General features: G+C 73.0%; 18 protein-coding genes. 10 read left to right on the forward strand and 8 right to left on the reverse strand.

The features are described 5' to 3' along the window. The 4 genes from ACIBQ6_RS22380 (at position 1) to ACIBQ6_RS22395 (ending at position 3,622) form a co-directional block, all read left to right on the forward strand. Entirely contained in the window at positions 1-429 is a 429-nt protein-coding gene (locus ACIBQ6_RS22380; RefSeq protein WP_397214132.1) for a MaoC family dehydratase, read from the forward strand. A gap of 150 nt (positions 430-579) precedes the next feature. Then, entirely contained in the window at positions 580-1,434 is an 855-nt protein-coding gene (locus ACIBQ6_RS22385) for a hypothetical protein (protein WP_397214134.1), read from the forward strand. Between the two features lie 319 nt (positions 1,435-1,753). Continuing rightward, positions 1,754-2,830 carry a UDP-N-acetylmuramate dehydrogenase gene (locus tag ACIBQ6_RS22390; RefSeq protein WP_397214136.1) on the forward strand — a complete coding sequence of 359 codons (1,077 nt, stop codon included), beginning with the start codon at positions 1,754-1,756 and terminating at the stop codon, positions 2,828-2,830. A gap of 225 nt (positions 2,831-3,055) precedes the next feature. After that, entirely contained in the window at positions 3,056-3,622 is a 567-nt protein-coding gene (locus ACIBQ6_RS22395; protein WP_352355745.1) for a TMEM165/GDT1 family protein, read from the forward strand. On the opposite strand, the gene ACIBQ6_RS22400 is transcribed toward ACIBQ6_RS22395, so the two are convergent. Next, positions 3,619-4,284, reverse strand: coding sequence for a hypothetical protein (locus tag ACIBQ6_RS22400; protein ID WP_397214138.1), 666 nt, complete (start codon positions 4,282-4,284; stop codon positions 3,619-3,621). The two genes, ACIBQ6_RS22395 and ACIBQ6_RS22400, sit on opposite strands and share 4 nt — an antisense overlap. A gap of 29 nt (positions 4,285-4,313) precedes the next feature. Next, positions 4,314-5,243 carry a deoxyribose-phosphate aldolase gene (deoC, locus tag ACIBQ6_RS22405; protein ID WP_352355741.1) on the reverse strand — a complete coding sequence of 310 codons (930 nt, stop codon included), beginning with the start codon at positions 5,241-5,243 and terminating at the stop codon, positions 4,314-4,316. A gap of 209 nt (positions 5,244-5,452) precedes the next feature. On the opposite strand from deoC, the gene ACIBQ6_RS22410 reads away from it, so the two are divergent. From ACIBQ6_RS22410 to ACIBQ6_RS22430, 5 genes are all read left to right on the forward strand, one after another. Beyond that, positions 5,453-5,599, forward strand: coding sequence for a hypothetical protein (locus ACIBQ6_RS22410; protein WP_358289730.1), 147 nt, complete (start codon positions 5,453-5,455; stop codon positions 5,597-5,599). Between the two features lie 106 nt (positions 5,600-5,705). Next, a complete protein-coding gene (locus ACIBQ6_RS22415) occupies positions 5,706-8,561 on the forward strand; it encodes an AAA family ATPase (protein WP_397214140.1) in 2,856 nt (951 codons plus the stop codon). Positions 8,562-8,645: 84 nt separating this feature from the next. Continuing rightward, entirely contained in the window at positions 8,646-10,091 is a 1,446-nt protein-coding gene (locus tag ACIBQ6_RS22420) for an aldehyde dehydrogenase family protein (RefSeq protein ID WP_358289725.1), read from the forward strand. Then, the gene (locus ACIBQ6_RS22425) at positions 10,081-10,278 is read left to right on the forward strand and encodes a hypothetical protein (RefSeq protein WP_358289687.1); all 198 of its coding nucleotides are present in this window, start codon (positions 10,081-10,083) and stop codon (positions 10,276-10,278) included. The genes ACIBQ6_RS22420 and ACIBQ6_RS22425 overlap by 11 nt, the downstream gene beginning before the upstream one ends. Beyond that, entirely contained in the window at positions 10,271-11,116 is an 846-nt protein-coding gene (locus ACIBQ6_RS22430) for an aldehyde dehydrogenase family protein (RefSeq protein ID WP_352355733.1), read from the forward strand. The genes ACIBQ6_RS22425 and ACIBQ6_RS22430 overlap by 8 nt, the downstream gene beginning before the upstream one ends. 30 nt (positions 11,117-11,146) lie before the next feature. Here the strand turns inward: ACIBQ6_RS22430 and ACIBQ6_RS22435 are convergent, their stop codons facing one another. From ACIBQ6_RS22435 to ACIBQ6_RS22445, 3 genes are read right to left on the reverse strand one after another with little or no spacing between them, the layout of a single operon-like run. Next, positions 11,147-12,586, reverse strand: coding sequence for an amidase (locus ACIBQ6_RS22435; RefSeq protein ID WP_358289684.1), 1,440 nt, complete (start codon positions 12,584-12,586; stop codon positions 11,147-11,149). A 19-nt stretch (positions 12,587-12,605) separates the two neighbouring features. Next, a complete protein-coding gene (locus tag ACIBQ6_RS22440; protein ID WP_352321015.1) occupies positions 12,606-12,779 on the reverse strand; it encodes a hypothetical protein in 174 nt (57 codons plus the stop codon). Beyond that, positions 12,772-13,599 (reverse strand): SPFH domain-containing protein, encoded by an 828-nt coding sequence (locus tag ACIBQ6_RS22445; protein ID WP_358289681.1) that lies wholly within the window; start codon positions 13,597-13,599, stop codon positions 12,772-12,774. Before ACIBQ6_RS22445 ends, ACIBQ6_RS22440 begins: the two co-directional genes overlap by 8 nt. Positions 13,600-13,656: 57 nt before the next feature. Between ACIBQ6_RS22445 and ACIBQ6_RS22450 the strand changes: the two genes are divergently transcribed. Next, positions 13,657-14,835, forward strand: a complete 1,179-nt coding sequence (locus tag ACIBQ6_RS22450; RefSeq protein ID WP_397214142.1) for a pyridoxal-phosphate dependent enzyme — start codon at positions 13,657-13,659, stop codon at positions 14,833-14,835. Positions 14,836-14,849: 14 nt separating this feature from the next. On the opposite strand, the gene ACIBQ6_RS22455 is transcribed toward ACIBQ6_RS22450, so the two are convergent. The 3 genes from ACIBQ6_RS22455 to ACIBQ6_RS22465 are packed head-to-tail and all read right to left on the reverse strand — an operon-like array spanning position 14,850 to position 18,227. Further along, positions 14,850-15,539, reverse strand: a complete 690-nt coding sequence (locus ACIBQ6_RS22455; protein WP_397214144.1) for a hypothetical protein — start codon at positions 15,537-15,539, stop codon at positions 14,850-14,852. Next, on the reverse strand, positions 15,536-17,923 hold the full coding sequence (hrpB, locus tag ACIBQ6_RS22460; RefSeq protein WP_397214146.1) for an ATP-dependent helicase HrpB: 2,388 nt from the start codon (positions 17,921-17,923) through the stop codon (positions 15,536-15,538). The genes ACIBQ6_RS22455 and hrpB overlap by 4 nt, the downstream gene beginning before the upstream one ends. After that, positions 17,910-18,227 carry a helix-turn-helix transcriptional regulator gene (locus tag ACIBQ6_RS22465; protein ID WP_352321025.1) on the reverse strand — a complete coding sequence of 106 codons (318 nt, stop codon included), beginning with the start codon at positions 18,225-18,227 and terminating at the stop codon, positions 17,910-17,912. The genes hrpB and ACIBQ6_RS22465 overlap by 14 nt, the downstream gene beginning before the upstream one ends. Positions 18,228-18,239 lie beyond the last annotated feature (12 nt).

The following is an 18,239-nucleotide window of genomic DNA, read 5'->3' on the forward strand; positions in this document are numbered from 1 at the left end:
ATGGCGGCCACGGTGAGGTACGACGAGGTCGAGGTCGGGCAGGAGCTCCCGGTCGTGGGCTACAACGTCCGGCGGCTGAACCTCGTCATGTACGCCGGCGCCTCCGGCGACTTCAACCAGATCCACTGGAACGAGCGCTTCGCCCGGACGGTCGGGCTGCCCGACGTGATCGCGCACGGCATGTTCACGATGGCGCAGGCGGGCCGGTTCATCACGGACTGGGCGGGCGATCCGGGCGCCGTGCTGGACTTCGGCGTGCGGTTCTCGTCGATGGTGATCGTGCCCGACGACGACCAGGGCGCGACGATCTCGGTGAGCGGGGTCGTCGAGGAGAAGCTGGAGGACAAGCGGGTGGTCGTCGGGCTGACGGCCAAGGCGGGTGACGCGAGGGTCCTGTCGAAGGCGCGTGCGGTGGTACAGCTCTCCTGATCCCGTGATATGTCGGGCGGGTCGCGGGTAGCCCGTGTTGTTATGAGTGAAGTTCCGCGACAGGTCTGGCCCACCGTCCGTTCCATCCCCGTGTCGTCCGTGACCGATGCCAAGCCTCCTGCTCACCTGCGTCCCGCGTCCCCTGAACAGGTGGGGGGCAGCAGCGGCACCGGACGGGACACCACGGGCGGTTCGGCCACCGGCGTCGGCACGGGCCGCGCCCGGCCCAGGGGCGCGGGCGCGCACGGGAACCCTGCCGCCGCGCTGGGCTTCTCCGGCGACCCCGGCCAGCACGGCGACCCCGACGACACGATGCTGCACGCCCAGCGCGTCTGGGACGGCACCCTCGCCACGAACCGCATGGACGACCTGGGCGTCAACACCGAACGCCAGCGCGTCGAGACCAAGGACGTGACGGTCTCTGCCGGGCTGCTCGTGGACGGCCGGCCCGGGGACGTGCTGGAGTGCGTCCGGTCGGTGATCCAGCACACGCGCGCCCGGATCCTGGCCCTCGACCTGGGGAACGTCGACGGCGCGGGAGACGTCCTGGACGAGCTGGCCGAACGGCACCCGGAGCGGATCGTGGTGTGGCACGTCGCCGAGACCTCGCGGGCGGCCGGGGGCACGGCGGGGTGGGGGGAGGGCCGTACCAAGCTGTTGCGGCTGGACGAGTCCGAGGTGCACGTGCTGATGGAGACCTCGCTCGCGCTGACGGGGGACGCCTTGACGCCGCTGGTGGCGGCCATCGTGGAAGGGGCGGTGGCGGCGGGGTGGCAGGCGGCCAAGGCCGAGGAGCCCGGCAGGGTGGGGGCGTTGCGCTGCGACCTGATGGCGGTGCGCAGGTCGGCGGCGCTGGGGGCCTTCCCCGAGGGCGCGGAGCGCGGCGAGGAGGCCGACCTGGAGTTCTCCCGCGCGCTGGAGGGCGGCCTGGTGGTGCCCGAGGGCCCCCTCCCGGTCCACCGCCTCGGCTCCCCCCACCACCACGACCAGCCCCTCCACAGCTGACCCCCCGCCCCTGCCCCGTGGAGCCGATCGGCGGCGTCGGCGCGGGCGCGTGCACGGGCGGGCGGGTGGCGGTCCGGGTCGGAGGAGGCTGCAGGGAGCGGGTGGCGGGCTCAGGGGGCCGCCAGTGGGAGCGGCGGTGCGAGAGGGTGCCGCCAGGAATGGTGGCGGTTCGGGGCGGGGGAGCCGTTGGGGGATGCCGCCCGGGGTTGGTTCGGGGAGGAGGTGGCCGTTGGAGGCGGGGCGGTTCGCGGTTGTGCGGGGGCTGTAGGGGGTTCGGGGCGGTGTCGTGGGGGCTGGGGGGCTCATAAGCTTGGGGGCCATGGAGATGCTCGCGTCGCACACCACCCTGGGCCTGGGCGGCCCCGCCCGCGACTTCGCCGAGGCAGTCACGGCGGAGCAGCTCGTGTCCCTCGTCGCCGAGGCCGACATGAACGGGGTGCCGACCCTGGTGCTCGGCGGCGGCAGCAACGTGGTGATCGGTGACGAAGGCTTCGACGGCCTGGTCGTCAAGGTGGCCACCGAGGGCGTGACGGTCTCCAGGGACGGCGAGCAGGTGCTGCTCACGGTCGAGGCCGGCCAGGACTGGGATCGGCTGGTCGAGCGGGCCGTGGCCGAGGGGTGGTCCGGCATCGAGTGCATGTCCGGCATCCCGGGCCTGGTGGGCTCGACGCCGATCCAGAACGTCGGCGCGTACGGCCAGGAGGTGGCGCAGACCATCAGGTGCGTACGGGCCTACGACCGGCTCACCCGGCAGGTGGTCGACCTGGAGGCGCGCCAGTGCGGGTTCTCCTACCGCGACAGCGCGTTCAAGCGGGACCTGTCGCGGCACGTGGTGCTCGCCGTGACGTACGCACTGGACGTGTCGGACATGTCCGGCCCGGTGGCCTACCAGGAGCTGGCCGGGCGGCTCGGGGTGGAGCTCGGCGGCCGCGTGCCCCTCGGGCCGGCCCGTGAGGCCGTCCTGGGGCTGCGGCGGGGCAAGGGCATGGTCTTCGATCCGGCGGCCGACCCCGACAGCCGCAGCGCGGGCTCGTTCTTCACCAACCCGATCCTGACCGCCGAGGAGGCCGCCGAGCTGGCCGGACGCGCTCCCGGCCACCCCCGCTGGGACATGCCCGACGGCCGCGTCAAGGTGCCGGCCGCCTGGCTGATCGAGCAGGCGGGCTTCCCCAAGGGCTACGAGCGCGGCCCGGTGCGCATCTCCACCAAGCACACGCTGGCCCTCACCAACCCCGCGGGCGCCGCCTCCACGGCCGACCTGCTGGGGCTGGCCGTGGAGGTGCGTGACGGGGTGCGGGAGAAGTTCGGCGTGACGCTGGTCAACGAGCCGGTGCTGGTCGGCTGCACACTGACGGCCGAGCCGGTGTCCGAGCTGGGGGATCAGCCGGTGGAATGACGGCTCTACGTGGGCTGTTATGGTGTGTTGGTAATTCCGAAGGGGAGTAGTCCCAATCGTGTGATCGACATACTGGCGCGTGATCGCGCCCGGTCACACGGGCCTTGACGGGCGGACGAGACCTTCGGCCTGGCAGTCATGGACAAAGACGCTGCCGGGCCGAAAGTCGTGCCCGAAGATCCCCCGGGTGCCTGCTTCCGGTCTGGTCGCGGGAAAGAGGACCGGTTGGAAGCGTTCTGGATCAGTCTCGCGGTCATTTTCGTGGCCGAACTCGGTGACAAGAGCCAGCTCATGGCGATGACGTTCGCCACCCGTTTCAAGCCCTGGCCCGTGCTCGCGGGCATCACCATCGCCACCACCGTCGTGCACCTGCTGAGCGTGGCCGTGGGCGGGCTGGTCGGGAAGGCGCTGCCGACGACGGCCATCTCGATCGTGGCCGGCATCGCCTTCCTCGGGTTCGCCCTGTGGACGTTGCGGGGCGACGAGCTGACCAAGGAGGAAGAGGACAAGGCCCGCAAGACGACCAGGAACGTCCTGGTCGCGGTGACCGTGGCGTTCTTCCTGAGCGAGCTGGGCGACAAGACGATGCTCGCCACGATCACCCTGGCCACGCAGCACGGCTGGGTCGGCACGTGGATCGGCTCGACCGTGGGCATGGTCGCCGCCGACGCCCTGGCCATCCTGGTGGGCCGCCTGCTCGGCAAGCACCTGCCCGAGAAGGTCATCCGGTACGGCGCGGCCGCCGCGTTCGCGGTGTTCGGCGTCATCCTGCTGGTCGAGGCGCTGATCTAGCAGCGCGGCAGTCGTTCGTGGACGTCGGCGAGCAGGCCGAGCACGGGCTCGCGGCGCTCCCTGGCGAAGGCGGCCTCCACCGCCCGGGCCGCGGGCCCGTCGCCGAGCCAGGCGAGGACCTGGGCGTGGGCGGGGGCGTCGCGATTCCAGAAGGCGTTGGTCAGCCGCCGCCCGGACAGGCCGTCGGTGACGAAGTCGCGCAGGTGGGCGATCGCCGCCTCGCTCTCCAGCCCGGCCCAGGCGTCGAGGAAGGGCGCCAGGTCGACGCCGGTGGCGGCGACGGCGCACAACACCGTGCCGGCCGGCGGACGGGACGGATGGCGGCGCAGCGTGCCGAGCCACCACTCGTGCAGGAACGCGGTGACGGCCGCGCGTTCGCCGCCCGGCCAGCCGTGCCAGCCGGCGACGGCCAGCTTGCCGAGGACGATCTCCGGGTCGGGGTAGGAGAACGCGTCGGCCGCCGCGCATTCGAGCAGGCGCGGCAGGAAGTAGCGGAAGGCGGGGACGTCTCCCCACGTGGTGAGCGCCTTGGCCGCATAGCGGGCCAGCGAGCCCGCCTCGATCGCCGAGACCGGGCCGGACAGCAGGCACGCCTGCTCGCCCGGCTCGACGCAGTGGGGGCAGCCGGGCACGCTCGCGGGCCTCGCGACGGCTCCGAACACCTCGTAGAGCCGCCCGAGGGCCGTCGCCGTCAGTCGAGGGTGAAGTAGTCGGGGCCCGCGTAACGGCCGGTGGCGAGCTTCTGGCGCTGCATGAGCAGGTCGTTGAGCAGCGAGGACGCGCCCAGCCTGAACCAGTCGGGGGAGAGCCAGTCGTCGCCCGCCGTCTCGTTGACCAGCACCAGGTTCTTGATGGCGTCCTTGGTCGTGCGGATGCCGCCGGCCGGCTTCACGCCCACCTGGCGGCCGGTGGTGTCGCGGAAGTCGCGCACCGCCTCCAGCATGATCAGGGTCACCGGCAGCGTGGCCGCGGGGGACACCTTGCCGGTGGAGGTCTTGATGAAGTCGGCGCCCGCGATCATGGCCAGCCAGGACGCCCGGCGCACGTTGTCGTAGGTCGCCAGCTCGCCCGTCTCCAGGATCACCTTCAGGTGCGCGGCGCCGCAGGCGGCCTTCACCGCGACGATCTCGTCGTGGACCTTCATGTAGTCGCCGGACAGGAAAGCGCCGCGGTCGATCACCATGTCGATCTCGTCGGCGCCCGCGGCCACGGCCAGCGCCGTGTCGCTCACCTTGACCTCCAGCGAGGAGCGCCCGCTGGGGAACGCGGTGGCGACCGAGGCCACCTTGACCCCCGACCCGGCCACCGCCCGGACGGCCACCTCCACCATGTCGGGATAGACGCACACCGCCGCCACCTTGGGGGCGCCGCCGCCCGGGTGCACGGCCTTGGTGCACATGGCCCGCACCTTGCCCGCCGTGTCGGCGCCTTCGAGCGTCGTCAGGTCGACCATGGAGATGGCCAGGTCGATGGCCTGGGCCTTGGCCGTGGTCTTGATGGAACGGGTGCCGAGCATGGCCGCCCGCTGGTCGGCGCCCACCCGGTCGACTCCGGGAAGGCCGTGCAGGAAGGCGCGCAGCGTCGCGTGGGACGAGGCGACGTCCGCGAGCGAGGTAGTCACAGTTGACACCTTCACAGCATCGCCGACCAGGGCCACTACCTCCAAACCGGACGGACGGGAACGCCGCCTAAGGCGTGGCGGGCCCCGTCCTAGGTATGTCCGGCCCCGCGTACGCCCGCAGATAGGTCATCCACCCGATGTGGCGGGCCGGGCCTTAGGCCGAACATTGAAGATGTCAGGGAAAAGCAGCAAATGTTCAGGAGAACACGATGAACCCCGAACTCGAGTACGAGCTCATGAAGTCCCACGCCAGCGAGCTCCGGCGGGCCGCCGCCGAGCACCGCCGAGTACGCGAGGCCATGAAGGGAAACAAGGCCGAGCGTCGCTCGGTCTTCGGCAAGCTCCGTTCGTCATGACCGCCCCCAGAGAGCCCGGCCGCGTCATCAGTTGTGGCGGCCGGGCCTCTGAACCCCCCTGAAACCCCGTCGAAACTGATTGATAGGGCATGGCATGCTGAACGACATGCTGGGACGTTCGGTGAGTCCCGTCTTCGTCGGGCGGGCGGAGCAGCTCGCCGCTCTCGCAGAGAGCTTCGACGAGGCACGTAAGGGCACGGTGACGGCCGTGCTCATGGGCGGGGAGGCTGGGGTCGGCAAGAGCCGGCTCGTGCAGCGCTTCGCCGAGTCCTGCGTGGCCGACGGCGCGCAGGTGCTGGTCGGCGGCTGTGTGGAGCTGTCGGCCGAGGGCCTTGCCTACGCGCCCTTCACCGCCGCGCTCAGGCAGCTCGTCAGGGAGCAGGGCCCCGCCGCGGTGGCCGCGCTGCTGCCCGAAGGCGCCCAGCGAGACCTGGCCAGGCTGCTGCCGGAGTTCGGCGAGCCCAGCGGCGACGGGGAGACGGATACGGGCCGCGCCCGGCTCTTCGAGCAGTTCCTCACCCTTCTCGAACGCCTCGCGGACAGCCGCCCCACGGTCCTCGTCATCGAGGACATCCACTGGGCCGACCGCTCCAGCCGCGACCTGATCGCGTTCCTCAGCCGCAACCTGCACGCCCCGCAGGTGCTCATCGTCATGACCTACCGCTCCGACGACCTCCACCGGCAACATCCGCTCCGCCCCGTGCTGGCCGAGCTCGGCCGGGTGAACGGCGTTCACCGTCTCGACCTGCCCCGCCTGTCGCGCGACGAGGTGGCCGCGCAGATGGCCGGCATCCTCGGCTCCGCGCCGGAATATGTGAAGGTCCAGAAAGTCTACGAACGCAGCGAGGGCATCCCGCTGTTCGTGGAGGCGCTGCTCGACGGCGGCGAGGACTGCACGTTCCCCGAGTCCATGCAGGACCTCATCCTCAGCGCCGTCGAACGGCTGCCCGAGGACACCCAGCGCGTCCTGCGCATGGCCGCGGCCGGCGGCAACCGGGTCGGCCACGCGCTGCTGGCCGCCGTCAGCGGGCTGTCGGAGATCGAGCTGGAGGCGGCCCTGCGTCCCGCCATCGCCGGGAACGTGCTGCAGATCGCCGACAACCGCGCCTACGTCTTCCGGCACGCGCTGATCCAGGAGGCCGTGCACGAGGAGTTACTGCCGGGGGAGCACCAGCGCCTGCACTCCCGGTACGCCGAGGAGATCTCCAAGGACCGCTCGCTCGTCCCGCCCGGCCGCGCCGCCGTCGAGCTGGCCCACCACTGGTACGGAGCCCGCAACGACCTCTGGGCCCTGGTGTCGGCCTGGGAGGCCGCGCAGAAGTCGTTCAAGGCGTACGCCTACACCGAGGCCGTGCCGCTGCTGGAACGCGTGCTCATGCTCTGGGACCGGGTCCCCGACGCCGCCCGGCGCATCGGCGTCGACCACACCGCCGTGCTCGAACGCGCCTCCGAGGCCGCGAACGCCGGCGGCGAGGTGGACAAGGGCGTGAAGTTCGTCAAGGCCGCCCTCGCCGAGCTGGACGAGACCAAGGAGCCGGGCCGGGTGGCCCAGCTCATCGTGCGGCAGGCGTCGTTCAAGGCGTCGAAGGGCCAGATGGGCGTCATCGAGCTGCTCCGGCACGCCCTGCGGCTGGCGCCCGAGCCGGGCCCGGTGCGCGCGGAGGTCGTCATGCCGCTGAGCAGGCAGCTCATGCTCCGCGGCCAGATCACCGAGGGCGAGGAGCTGATCCACGAGGGCCTCGACCTGGTCAGGCGGTCCGGCGACAAGTGCCTCGAAGGCGACCTGCTGATGAACCTGGCGCTCGGCCACTCGCTCAGAGGCGAGCTGGAGCGGGTCATCGCCGTCAACGAGCAGGCGATGGCACTCGGCAAGACCGAGAGCTCGGGCCGCATCATCATCAGGGCGATCGGCAACAACATCGACTCCCTCATCGACATGGGCCGCGCCGAGGAGGCCCTGCGCCTGTCGGAGGAGGGCTGGGAGTACGCCAAGAAGTACGGCAGGCTGCGCGGCAGCGGGCTGTTCATCCTCAACAACTGGGCCGAGGCGCTGGAGTCGCTCGGCCGCTGGGACGAGGCGCTCGACCTCGTGGACAGCGCGCTCAACTACGGGCCCGTCCTGCGCACCCAGTACGCGCTGCTGCGCGTCCGGGCCGACATCGGGCTGGCCAGGGGCGACCTGCAGCGCGTCGAGGGCATCCTGTCGGAGATCGGCGTGCTGAAGGACCGTCCCGAGGACTTCGTCCAGGACGTGATCAGCAACGCGCGGCTGCACATCGGCTGGCACCTGCTCAAGGGTGAGCCGTGGGCGGCGCTGGCCGTGGCCGAGCGGGCGCTGTCGCATCCGAGGCTGCCGAGCAAGGCCATGCTGGGCTGGCGGCTGCTCTCCCTGTTGCGCACGGTCTGCGACGCGGCGGAGGACCTCGAACCCGGCCGGACCGCCGCGGTACGGGCGCACGCCGCGGAAGTGGCGGCCGAGCTGACGATCAGCGGGCCGGTGGCGGAGGCGTACCGACTGTCCTACAGCGGCGACTTCGACGCCTCGGCGGCGGCGTGGGAGCGGCTGATGCGTCCGCACAACCAGGCCAAGGCCCTGCTGCGGGCGGCCGGCGTCGCGGCCAGGAGCGGTGACCGGGAGGGCGCGGCGTCCAGGCTGCGGCAGGCGCGTCCACTCGCCGCCGCGCTGCGCGCCATCCCGCTCGCCGAGGAGATCGAGGCGCTGTCGCGGCGCGTGGGCGGCGGCCCGCAGGCCCAGGAGACGCCATCGGAGCTGCTGACGCCGCGTGAGCTGGAGGTGCTGCGCCTGGTGACCCAGGGCCGCACCAACCGCGACATCGCCGCCGAACTGTTCATCTCGGCGAAAACCGTCAGTGTGCACGTCTCGAACATCCTGGCCAAGCTGGGTGTCACCACGCGCGGAGAGGCCGCCGCGGCGGCGCATCGGCTGTCACTCCTGTCCTAGGAGCTCCGGGCCCCTCTGAGCACTCGGACCGACCGTCTACGCTGGCAAGGTGATGTCCCTATACCTCACCCTGGCGTGACGGCGATGTTCGACTACGCACCCGCGCCAGAGTCGCGCGACATTGTCGATCTCAAGCCGTCGTACGGGTTGTTCATCAACGGTGAGTTCGTGGACGGCTCCGGCTCCCCCTTCAAGACGGTCAACCCGGCGACGGAGGAGAAGCTGGCGGAAGTCGCCTCGGCCTCCTCCGACGACGTCGACCGGGCCGTGCAGGCGGCGCGCAAGGCGTTCGGCGTGTGGAGCGCCCTGCCGGGCGCCGAGCGGGCCAAGTACCTGTTCCGCATCGCGCGCCTGATCCAGGAGCGGGCCCGCGAGCTGGCCGTCCTGGAGTCCCTCGACAACGGCAAGCCCATCCGCGAGTCGCGCGACGTCGACCTGCCGCTGGTCGCGGCCCACTTCTTCTACTACGCGGGCTGGGCCGACAAGCTGGCCTACGCCGGGTTCGGCCGGAGGACGACAGACGGGCACAGCGGTACCAAGCCGCTCGGCGTGGCCGGGCAGGTCATCCCGTGGAACTTCCCGCTGCTCATGCTGGCCTGGAAGATCGCTCCCGCGCTGGCCTGCGGCAACACGGTGGTGCTCAAGCCCGCCGAGACGACCCCGCTGACCGCGCTGCTGTTCGCGGAGATCTGTCAGCAGGCCGAGCTGCCGCCCGGCGTGGTCAACATCGTGACCGGCGCGGGCGACACCGGCGCCGCCCTGGTGGCCCACCCCGACGTCAACAAGGTGGCCTTCACCGGCTCGACCGAGGTCGGCCGGATCATCGCCCGCGCGGTCGCGGGCACCGACAAGAAGCTCACGCTGGAGCTCGGCGGCAAGGCCGCGAACATCGTGTTCGAGGACGCCGCCGTCGACCAGGCGGTCGAGGGCATCGTCAACGGCATCTTCTTCAACCAGGGCCACGTCTGCTGCGCGGGCTCGCGGCTGCTGGTGCAGGAGTCCGTCCACGACGAGTTGCTGGAGTCGCTGAAGCGGCGGCTCGGCACGCTGCGGCTCGGCGACCCGCTGGACAAGAACACCGACATCGGCGCGATCAACTCGGCCGAGCAGCTCGCCAAGATCCGCGAGCTGTCCGAGGCCGGGGCCGACGAGGGCGCCGAGCGCTGGTCGCCCGCGTGCGAGCTGCCCGAGCGGGGCTACTGGTTCCCGCCCACCCTGTTCACCGGGGTCGCCCAGTCCCACCGGATCGCCCGGGAGGAGATCTTCGGGCCGGTGCTGTCCGTGCTGACCTTCCGCACCCCGGCCGAGGCCGTGGAGAAGGCCAACAACACCCCGTACGGGCTGTCGGCCGGGGTCTGGACCGAGAAGGGCTCGCGCATCCTGTGGATGGCCGACCGGCTGCGAGCCGGGGTCGTCTGGGCCAACACGTTCAACAAGTTCGACCCCACCTCGCCGTTCGGCGGCTACAAGGAGTCGGGGTACGGCCGTGAGGGCGGGCTCGCCGGGCTGGAGGCCTACCTTGACGTGTGATCATCGCCGTGCCGGGCGGTCCGGGCGGCGCGCCCAGGCCACCCGCGGGCACGCCTTCGCCCGCGCCGGCCGGCCCGTACGCGTCGGCTGGTACGCCCACCGCTGCGGCGTCAGCAGGTGCGGCCAGGTGTTCGCCCCGGTCCAGACGTCGCAGGAGTCCACGTGGAGAGGTCGGGGCGATGAGTAGGTTGTCCGTCAGAAAGACCTACAAGCTGTACATCGGCGGGGCCTTCCCGCGCTCGGAGAGTGGGAGGTCCTATCCCGTGACCTCGCCCAAGGGCGACTTCCTCGCCAACGCCTCGCGCGCCTCGCGCAAGGACGCGCGCGACGCCGTGGTGGCCGCGCGCAAGGCGTTCCCCGGCTGGTCCGGCGCGACCCCCTACAACCGGGGGCAGATCCTCTACCGCGTCGCCGAGATGCTGGAGGGGCGGCGCGGGCAGTTCGCCGAGGAGCTGGGCCTGGGCAAGAAGGCCGCCCTTGAGTCGGTGGACGCGGCGGTCGACCGGCTGGTCTGGTACGCGGGCTGGTCCGACAAGATCACGGCGGTGCGCGGGTCGGCGAACCCGGTGGCGGGGCCGTACCTCAACCTGTCCTCGCCGGAGCCGACCGGGGTCGTGGCCGTGGTCGCGCCCGCCGATCCGCTGCTCGGGCTGGTGTCCGTGGTCGCGCCGGTGATCGTCACCGGCAACACGTGCGTCGTGGTCGCCTCCGAGCCCTCGCCGCTCGCCTCGATCACGCTGGCCGAGGTGCTGGCCACGTCCGACCTGCCGGGCGGGGTGGTCAACATCCTGACCGGTCAGCAGGCCGAGCTGGCGCCCTGGCTGGCCGCGCACATGGACGTCAACGCGCTCGACCTCACCGGGGTCGAGGACGCCGACCTGGCGCTGCGCTGCGAGCAGGAGGCGGCCGAGAACCTCAAGCGGGTGCTGCGTCCGGTGCGCGAGGACTGGACGGCCGATCCGGGGCTAGGGCGGATGACGCGGTTCCTGGAGACCAAGACCGTCTGGCACCCGGCCGGCGTCTAGAAGAAGCAGGCGTCCAGAAAGAGCAGGCGGTCAGGAGAAGCCGGGCGGGCGTAGCGGCGGGTGGGCCGCCTGGAGCTGGGCGGCCAGGGCCAGCAGGTGCGGCTCGCCGCCCGGCGGCGCCACGAGCTGCACGCCGATCGGCAGCGCGCTGGAGTGCGTGGCGACCGGCACGGCCATCGCGGGCCAGCCGCACAGGTTCCACGGGCCCGTGGTGGGCGCGTACCTGACGTTGGCCAGCAGGTTGGGCAGGAGGCCGCGCCCGCCCCAGCGGTCGGCGCGCGGCGGCAGGGCGGCGAGCGCCGGCGTGATCATCACGTCGGCGTCGCCGAACCAGGTGTCGGCGCCGTAGCCGCTCCAGCGTTCGCGGCCGCGCCGGCCGTCCAGGCCGATCCTGGTGAGCACGCGGCCGGCGCGGGCCAGCGCGCGGGTGCGGCGTTCCAGTCCGTGCGGATCGAGACCGTCGGCGGCGGCTGCGGCCCGGCCGAGCCAGGTGGCCACGGCGGCGGGGCCGAGCCAGGCGGGCAGGCGGTGCGGGTGCTCGACCACGGTGTGCCCGGCGTGCCGCAACGTCTCGGCGGCCGCTCGCACCGCCGCCTGGAACTCCCGGTCCACGGGCAGGCCCGGCGGCAGCGGCTGAGGGGCGTAGGCCACCCGCAGGTCGAACGGCTCCGGGCTGTCCTGCGGCGGTTGCGGCTCCCACACCTCGTCGTCGTCGGCCCAGACCGAGCGCAGCATGCGCGGCTTCGGCTCGACCCGGTGGCCGGTACGCCACGCCTCGGCCAGCGCCGGATCGGCGGCCAGGACGGACAGCGCGAGCGACAGGTCGGCCGCGGTCGTGGCGAGGGGGCCGTTCTCGGTGAGCCCGTCCCAGTCGTCGGCGGGCGGCGGGACCAGGCCCGTTCCCGGCTTGACGGCCAGCACGCCGCAGCAGGCGCCCGGGATGCGCAGCGACCCCATGCCGTCGTTGCCGAGCGCGATCGGCACCATCCCGGCCGCCACCGCCGCCGCGCTGCCCGAGGACGAGCCGCCGGCGGTGCGGGCGAGGTTCCAGGGGTTGCGCACGACGCCGTACGGGCTGTCGCCGAAGCCGACCAGCCCCAGCTCCGGCAGGTTGGTCAGCCCGACGATCACCGCGCCCGCCGCGCGCAGGCGGGCCACGGCCGGATGGTCCTCCCGGGCGGGCGCGCCGGACGTGGCCGCCGAGCCGCCGCGGGTGGGCTCGCCGGCCACCTCCAGGTTGTCCTTGACCGCCACCGGGACCCCGGCGAGCGGCAGGTCGGCCAGGTCGCGGCGGTCGCCCACGGCCCGCGCCTCGTCCATCGCCTGCTTCCTGACCAGCCGGAAGGCGCCCACCCGGGAATCCCGCTCGGAGATGCGGTGAAGGTGCTCCTCCACGACGGTCGTGGCCGTGACGTCGCCGCGCCGGACGGCCGCCGCGATCTCGATGGCGGTCCTGCCTGCCCACAACATGTCTAGAGTGTGCAGGTTTTCACTCTTCCTTGCGAGAGCCCCTGCCGGGCTCCCGCCCGGCCTCCTTCAGCGCCAGCCGCAGCGCGAACTCGATCTGCGCGTTGATGCTGCGCAGGTCGTCGGCCGCCCACTTCGCGATGGCGTCGTAGACGGCCGGGTCGAGGCGGAGCAGGAGCTTCTTGCGCTCAGGCATACAGACTGCCGGCGTTCACCACCGGCTGGGTCGCCCGGTCGCCGCACAGGACGACCAGGAGGTTGGAGACCATCTGGGCCTTGCGCTCCTCGTCGAGCTCCACGACCCCCTCGGCGGCCAGCCGGTCGAGCGCGAGCTGGACCATGCCGACCGCGCCCTCGACGATCCTGGTGCGGGCGGCCACCACCTGGCTGGCCTGCTGGCGCACCAGCATGGCCTGGGCGATCTCCGGCGCGTAGGCCAGGTGGGTGATGCGGGCCTCCAGGATCTCGATCCCGGCCAGCTCGGTGCGCTCGCGCAGCTCGGCGGTCAGCTCGCCGGCGACCTCGGCGCCGTCGCGCAGGCTGGTGCGCTCGGGCTCGTGCGAGTCGTACGGGTGGGTGGTCGCGAGGTGGCGCACGGCTGCCTCGGACTGGATCGCGATGTACTCCTCGTAGTCGTCGACGGAGAAGGCGGCCTTGGCCGTGTCGGTGACCTTGTAGACCACCACCGCGGCGATCTCGACCGGGTTGCCGTCGGCGTCGTTGACCTTGAGCTTGGCGGTCTCGAAGTTGCGCACCCGGAGGCTGATGCGGCGCTTGGTGGTGAACGGCGTCACCCACTGCAGCCCCGCCACGTTGACCGTGCCGACGTAGCGGCCGAGGAACTGCACGACCTTGGCCTCGTTGGGGTTGACCACGGTGAAGCCGGAGGCCACGAGCGCGAAGAGCACGATCCAGGCTATGCCGAGCGTCTTGATCGAGACCAGCGCCGCGCCGCCCAGCAGGAGGAGGACGAGCAGGACGAGGAACCCGTTGACCCGGAAAGCACGACGTTCCATCGCGACTCCTTGCTATCGAAGTGATATCACCATGATAGCCATATAAACTCCATGCGCGTGAACGGATCTTCACTCGCCATCCGCCAGCGCTCGCTGGGCGACCCTTCGATCGAGTTCCCGCTGTCCCCGCCGCTCACCAGGGGCTGCCCGCGCACCAGCACCGCTGAGATCGCCTATCCGGTCGAGGTCGTCTACGACTACGCGGGCGTCGACAAGGGGCTGTTCGACCAGGAGCCGGGGCCGGACATCGCGCGGTGGTCGCCGCTGCTGCCGTCCCTGGAGGCGCCGACGCTGGGGGAGGGCGGGACGCCGCTGCTGGAGTTCGAGGGGATCCACGTCAAGGACGAGTCCCAGAACCCGACCTGGTCGCACAAGGACCGGCTGAACCGGGTGGCGGTCAGCGCGGCCCTGGCGGAGGGGGCTGCCGGGGTGGTGGTGGCCTCGTCCGGCAACCACGGCGCCTCGGCCGCCGCGTACGCCGCCCGCGCCGGGCTGCCGGCCATCGTGCTGGCCTCGGCGGACTCGCCGGCCGGCGTGCAGGCGTTCGTGCGGGCGTACGGGGCCAAGGTGTTCTCCGTGCCGGCGGAGGAGCGGTGGCCGCTGCTGCGGGAGGTCGTGGACCGGCTGGGCTACCACCCGGTCAGCAACCAGACCGTGACCCACACCGGCCACCCGTTCGGCCCGGAGGGCTACAAGACGATCGCGTACGAGCTGTTCCTCCAGCTCCGACGGCTGCCCGCGGCGGTCTTCGCGCCCACCGGGTACGCCGAGCTGCTGTTCGGGATGTGGAAGGGCTTCACCGAGCTGCGGCTGCTCGGGCTGTCCGGGGACGTGCCGCGGATGTTCTCCTGCGAGCCGGCCGCGGGCGGCCCCAACGCGCGGGCCCTGGCCGCGGGCTCTCCCGCGGCGGTCGTCGAGCTGGGGGCCAGCCGGGCCTACGGGATCGCGGGGTCGGTGGGCGGCCACCGGGGCGTGCTGGCGGTGCGCGACAGCGGCGGCGAGGCGGTGCTCGTGACGGACGACGAGATGCGCGCCGCCCAGCGGGACCTGGCGCGGCAGGGCATATGGCAGGAGCTGTCGGGCGCGGCGGGCCTGGCGGGCTACCGGAAGCTGCGCCGGGACTTCGACGGGCCGGTGGTGTGCGTGGGCACGTCGAGCGGGTTCAAGGACATGGGGGTGGGCGAGGCGGCCCATCCGGTCCGCGCCGGTCTGACGGTGGCCGACCTGACGGACTGACCGCGCCCGGTCTGTCAGGGCTTGAGCAGGATGCGGAGGGGACCGAGGGTGGTGAAGCCGTGGGCGAGGGCGGCCGACGGATCGCTCTCGTAGCCGACCAGCGGGCGGCCGGGGAACAGCTCGGCCGCCATCGCCACCGTGCCCTCCCAGGCGGCGGACTCGTCGCAGCCCGAGGCGAAGACGTTCGAGACGCCCGTCACCGTGCCGCTCGCGCTGAGCGCCGCGCCGCAGACCACGTCGGCCCCGATGCGGCCGCACACCAGCCGTACGTGCGGCTCGTCGAGCAGCGCGGGCGGGAACAGGCCGGGCGCGCCGCCGGAGAAGCACGCCTGCGCCCACTCCTCCAGCACCCTGGGGTCGGCGGCCACCTCCCACACGATCGGGTCGCCGGTGGCCGCCCGGAGGGGACGCTCGGGCGCGACGGGCGCGGGCCGGGCGATCCACTGGGCGGTGAACAGCACGTCGAAGCCCGGCAGGTCGAGCGTGCCGAAGCTGTCCTTGACCGAGGCGCCCGAACCCGCGTCGATGTGGCCGAGCACGTCGGCCGGCCCGGCGTCGGGGGCGAGCGTGACGGCGTCGGGGTACAGGACGGGCGTCCTGGCCGGGTTGGTCCAGGCGAGCGGCCCGAAGACGCCGGGACGGCCGTGCGCCCGGCACATCGTGTCGCACCAGGCGGCGTTGTCGCGGACGGCTTCGTCGATCAAGGTCTGCTCCGGTTGACGCGGCGGGTCGGCGGCGCGGTGAGCGGATCCTCCGGCCATGGATGCTTAGGGTAGCGGCCCCTCATCTCGGCCCGTACGGACCGGTAGCCCTCGCGCCAGAACGAGGCCAGGTCCGCGGTCACCGCCACCGGACGGCCCGCCGGGGACAGCAGGTGGACCAGCAGGGGGACGCCGGCGAGCCGCGGCGTCTCCTCCCAGCCGAACAGCTCCTGCAGCTTCACCGCGAGCACCGGCTGCTCGCCGGAGTAGTCGATCCTGATCTGCGAGCCGCTGGGCACCTCGACGCGTTCGGGGGCCACGTTCTCCAGGCGCTCGCTCCACGGGATCAGGCGGCGCAGGGCGGCGGCCACGTCGATGCGTTCGACGTCGGCGCGGCGGCGGGCCCTGGACAGCTCCGGCTCCAGCCACTGGTCGGCCAGGGCGATCAGGTCGTCGGTGGCGGGCCACGGGGGGCCGATCGCGCGATGGGCGAAGGTCAGGCGGTCCTTGAGGTCCTTCGCCTGTCTCGTCCAGGTCAGGAGGTCTTCGGTGCGCAGGCCGTGCAGGATGGCGGGGCGCACGTCGGCGTCCTTGAGCGGCGTGGCGGACAGCTCGATCGCGCCCAGGCGTTCGACCACGCGGGCCGACACGTCGCCGCGCCGCTCGCCCGGCGGCACCCGCCAGGCGACCTCCTCCTCGACCGTGACGGGCAGGGCCAGCCTGGCGATCTCCTCGTCGATCACCACGGCCTGGCGCACCCGGGCCGAGGCCGAGCCCGTGGGCCGGTCGGCGACGGCGATCGCCAGCCACGGCGCGGTGGACAGCCTGGAGCCCTCGGCGAGCTGGGCCTGTGTGCCCGACGCCATGAGATAGCCGCCGCCGCGCCGTCGCGCCACGCGTTCCGGGAACGCCAGCGCCACCGCCATCCCGGCCAGCGCGTCGTCACCGACCTCGCGCACGTCCGGGCCCTGGCCGGAGGCGCGGGCGAGGCGCCTGGTCTCCTGGCGCCAGCGGGCCGCGAAGCCGGTGCCGCCGCTGCGGGCCGCACGCCAGACCTCCGCGAGGTCGTCGCCCGCGTCCCTGGGCAGCTGCTCCGACAGCAGCGCCACCACCTCGGCGGCCCGCGGGCCGAGGTCGAGCAGGGCTCTGGCCAGGCGGGGATGCACGCCGGCGAGCGCCATGCGCCGCCCGCGACCGGTCACCCGGCCGGCCTCCAGCGCGCCCAGCGCCTCAAGGGTGCGGACGGCGGCCGCCATCGCGGCGGGCGGCGGCCGGTCGAGCAGGGCGAGGCCGACCGCGTCCGCGTCGCCCCAGCAGGCCGCCTGGAGGGCGAACCCGGTCAGGTCGGCCAGCGCGATCTCCGGCCGCGCGTGGTCGGCCAGGCGTTCGTGCTCGGCCGCCGTCCAGCAGCGGTACACGGCCCCGGGGGCCTCCCGCCCGGCGCGGCCGGCCCGCTGGTCGGCGGACGCCTTCGAGACCCTGACCGTGGTGAGCGAGCCGAGCCCCCTGGCGTGGTCGGTACGGGGTTCGCGGGCCAGCCCCGAGTCCACCACCACGCGGACGCCCGGCACCGTCAGGCTCGACTCGGCCACCGACGTGGCCAGCACGACCCGGCGGCCGGCCCCGGGCGACAGGACGGCGTCCTGGACGCGCGCCGGCGCCTGGCCGTGCACCTGGAGCACGTCGAGGTCGCCCAGCATCCCGGCGACCCGGGCGATCTCCCCCACACCGGGCAGGAAGCACAGCACGTCGCCGTCGCGCTCGGCGTACGCCCGCCGGACGACCGAGGCCACGTGCGACAGCAGCGCCGGATCGACGCGCAGGCCGTGGGGCGGCGCGACCGGACGCTCCGGCGGCGCCCACACGGTCTCCACGGGATGAGCCGTCCCCGAGGCGGCCACCACGGGCCCGCCGATCAGCTGTGACCAGGGGGCCGCGTCGGCGGTGGCCGAGGTGGCCAGCAGCCGCAGATCGGGGCGGAGCGTCTCGCGCACGTCGAGCAGGAACGCGAGGGCGGTGTCGGCGTCGAGATGGCGTTCGTGGCACTCGTCGAGCACGACCGCATCGACCCCGGCGAGCTCCTGGTCGCGCTGGAGCCGCTGGAGCAGCACGCCGGTGGTGACGACCTCGACCATGGGGTTCGCCCCGGTGTGCCGCTCGCCGCGGATCGTGTAGCTGACGCCCATGCGCCGGGCCGCCGCGCGGACGGCCAGCCGCCGGGGCTCGGCGACCAGCACCCGCAGCCCGGTTTCGGCCAGCGCCAGGGGCACGACCGTGGTCTTGCCCGTGCCGGGCGGCGCGGTGAGCACCGCCGTGCCGTGGCGCTCCAGCGTGGCGAGCAGCTCGGGGAGCGCGTCGTGGATCGGCAGCCGGTCAGGCGGGGGCATGCGAGGCCGACAAGACGGAGTCGAGCAGGCCGGGGAAACGTTCGTCGAGGTCGCCGCGGCGCAGGCTGATGTACTTGAGCCGGCCCTCCTGCTTGGAGACGATCACGCCGGCCTCGCGCAGCGAGCGGTAGTGGTGGGACGCCGTCGACTTGTGGACGCCGAGATGGTCGCCCGCGGCGGTGCACGTCATCTCGCCGAGGGTGGCCAGGCGGACCACGATCTCCAGCCGGACGGGGTCGGCGAGCGCACGCAGGACCTCGGTGAGCTGGATGTCCTCCTTCGCGGGGTGCGGTAGCAGGCGCATGGTGGCACCCTA

It is taken from the genome of Nonomuraea sp. NPDC049655 (assembly GCF_044465465.1).
Classification (GTDB): Bacteria; Actinomycetota; Actinomycetes; order Streptosporangiales; family Streptosporangiaceae; genus Nonomuraea.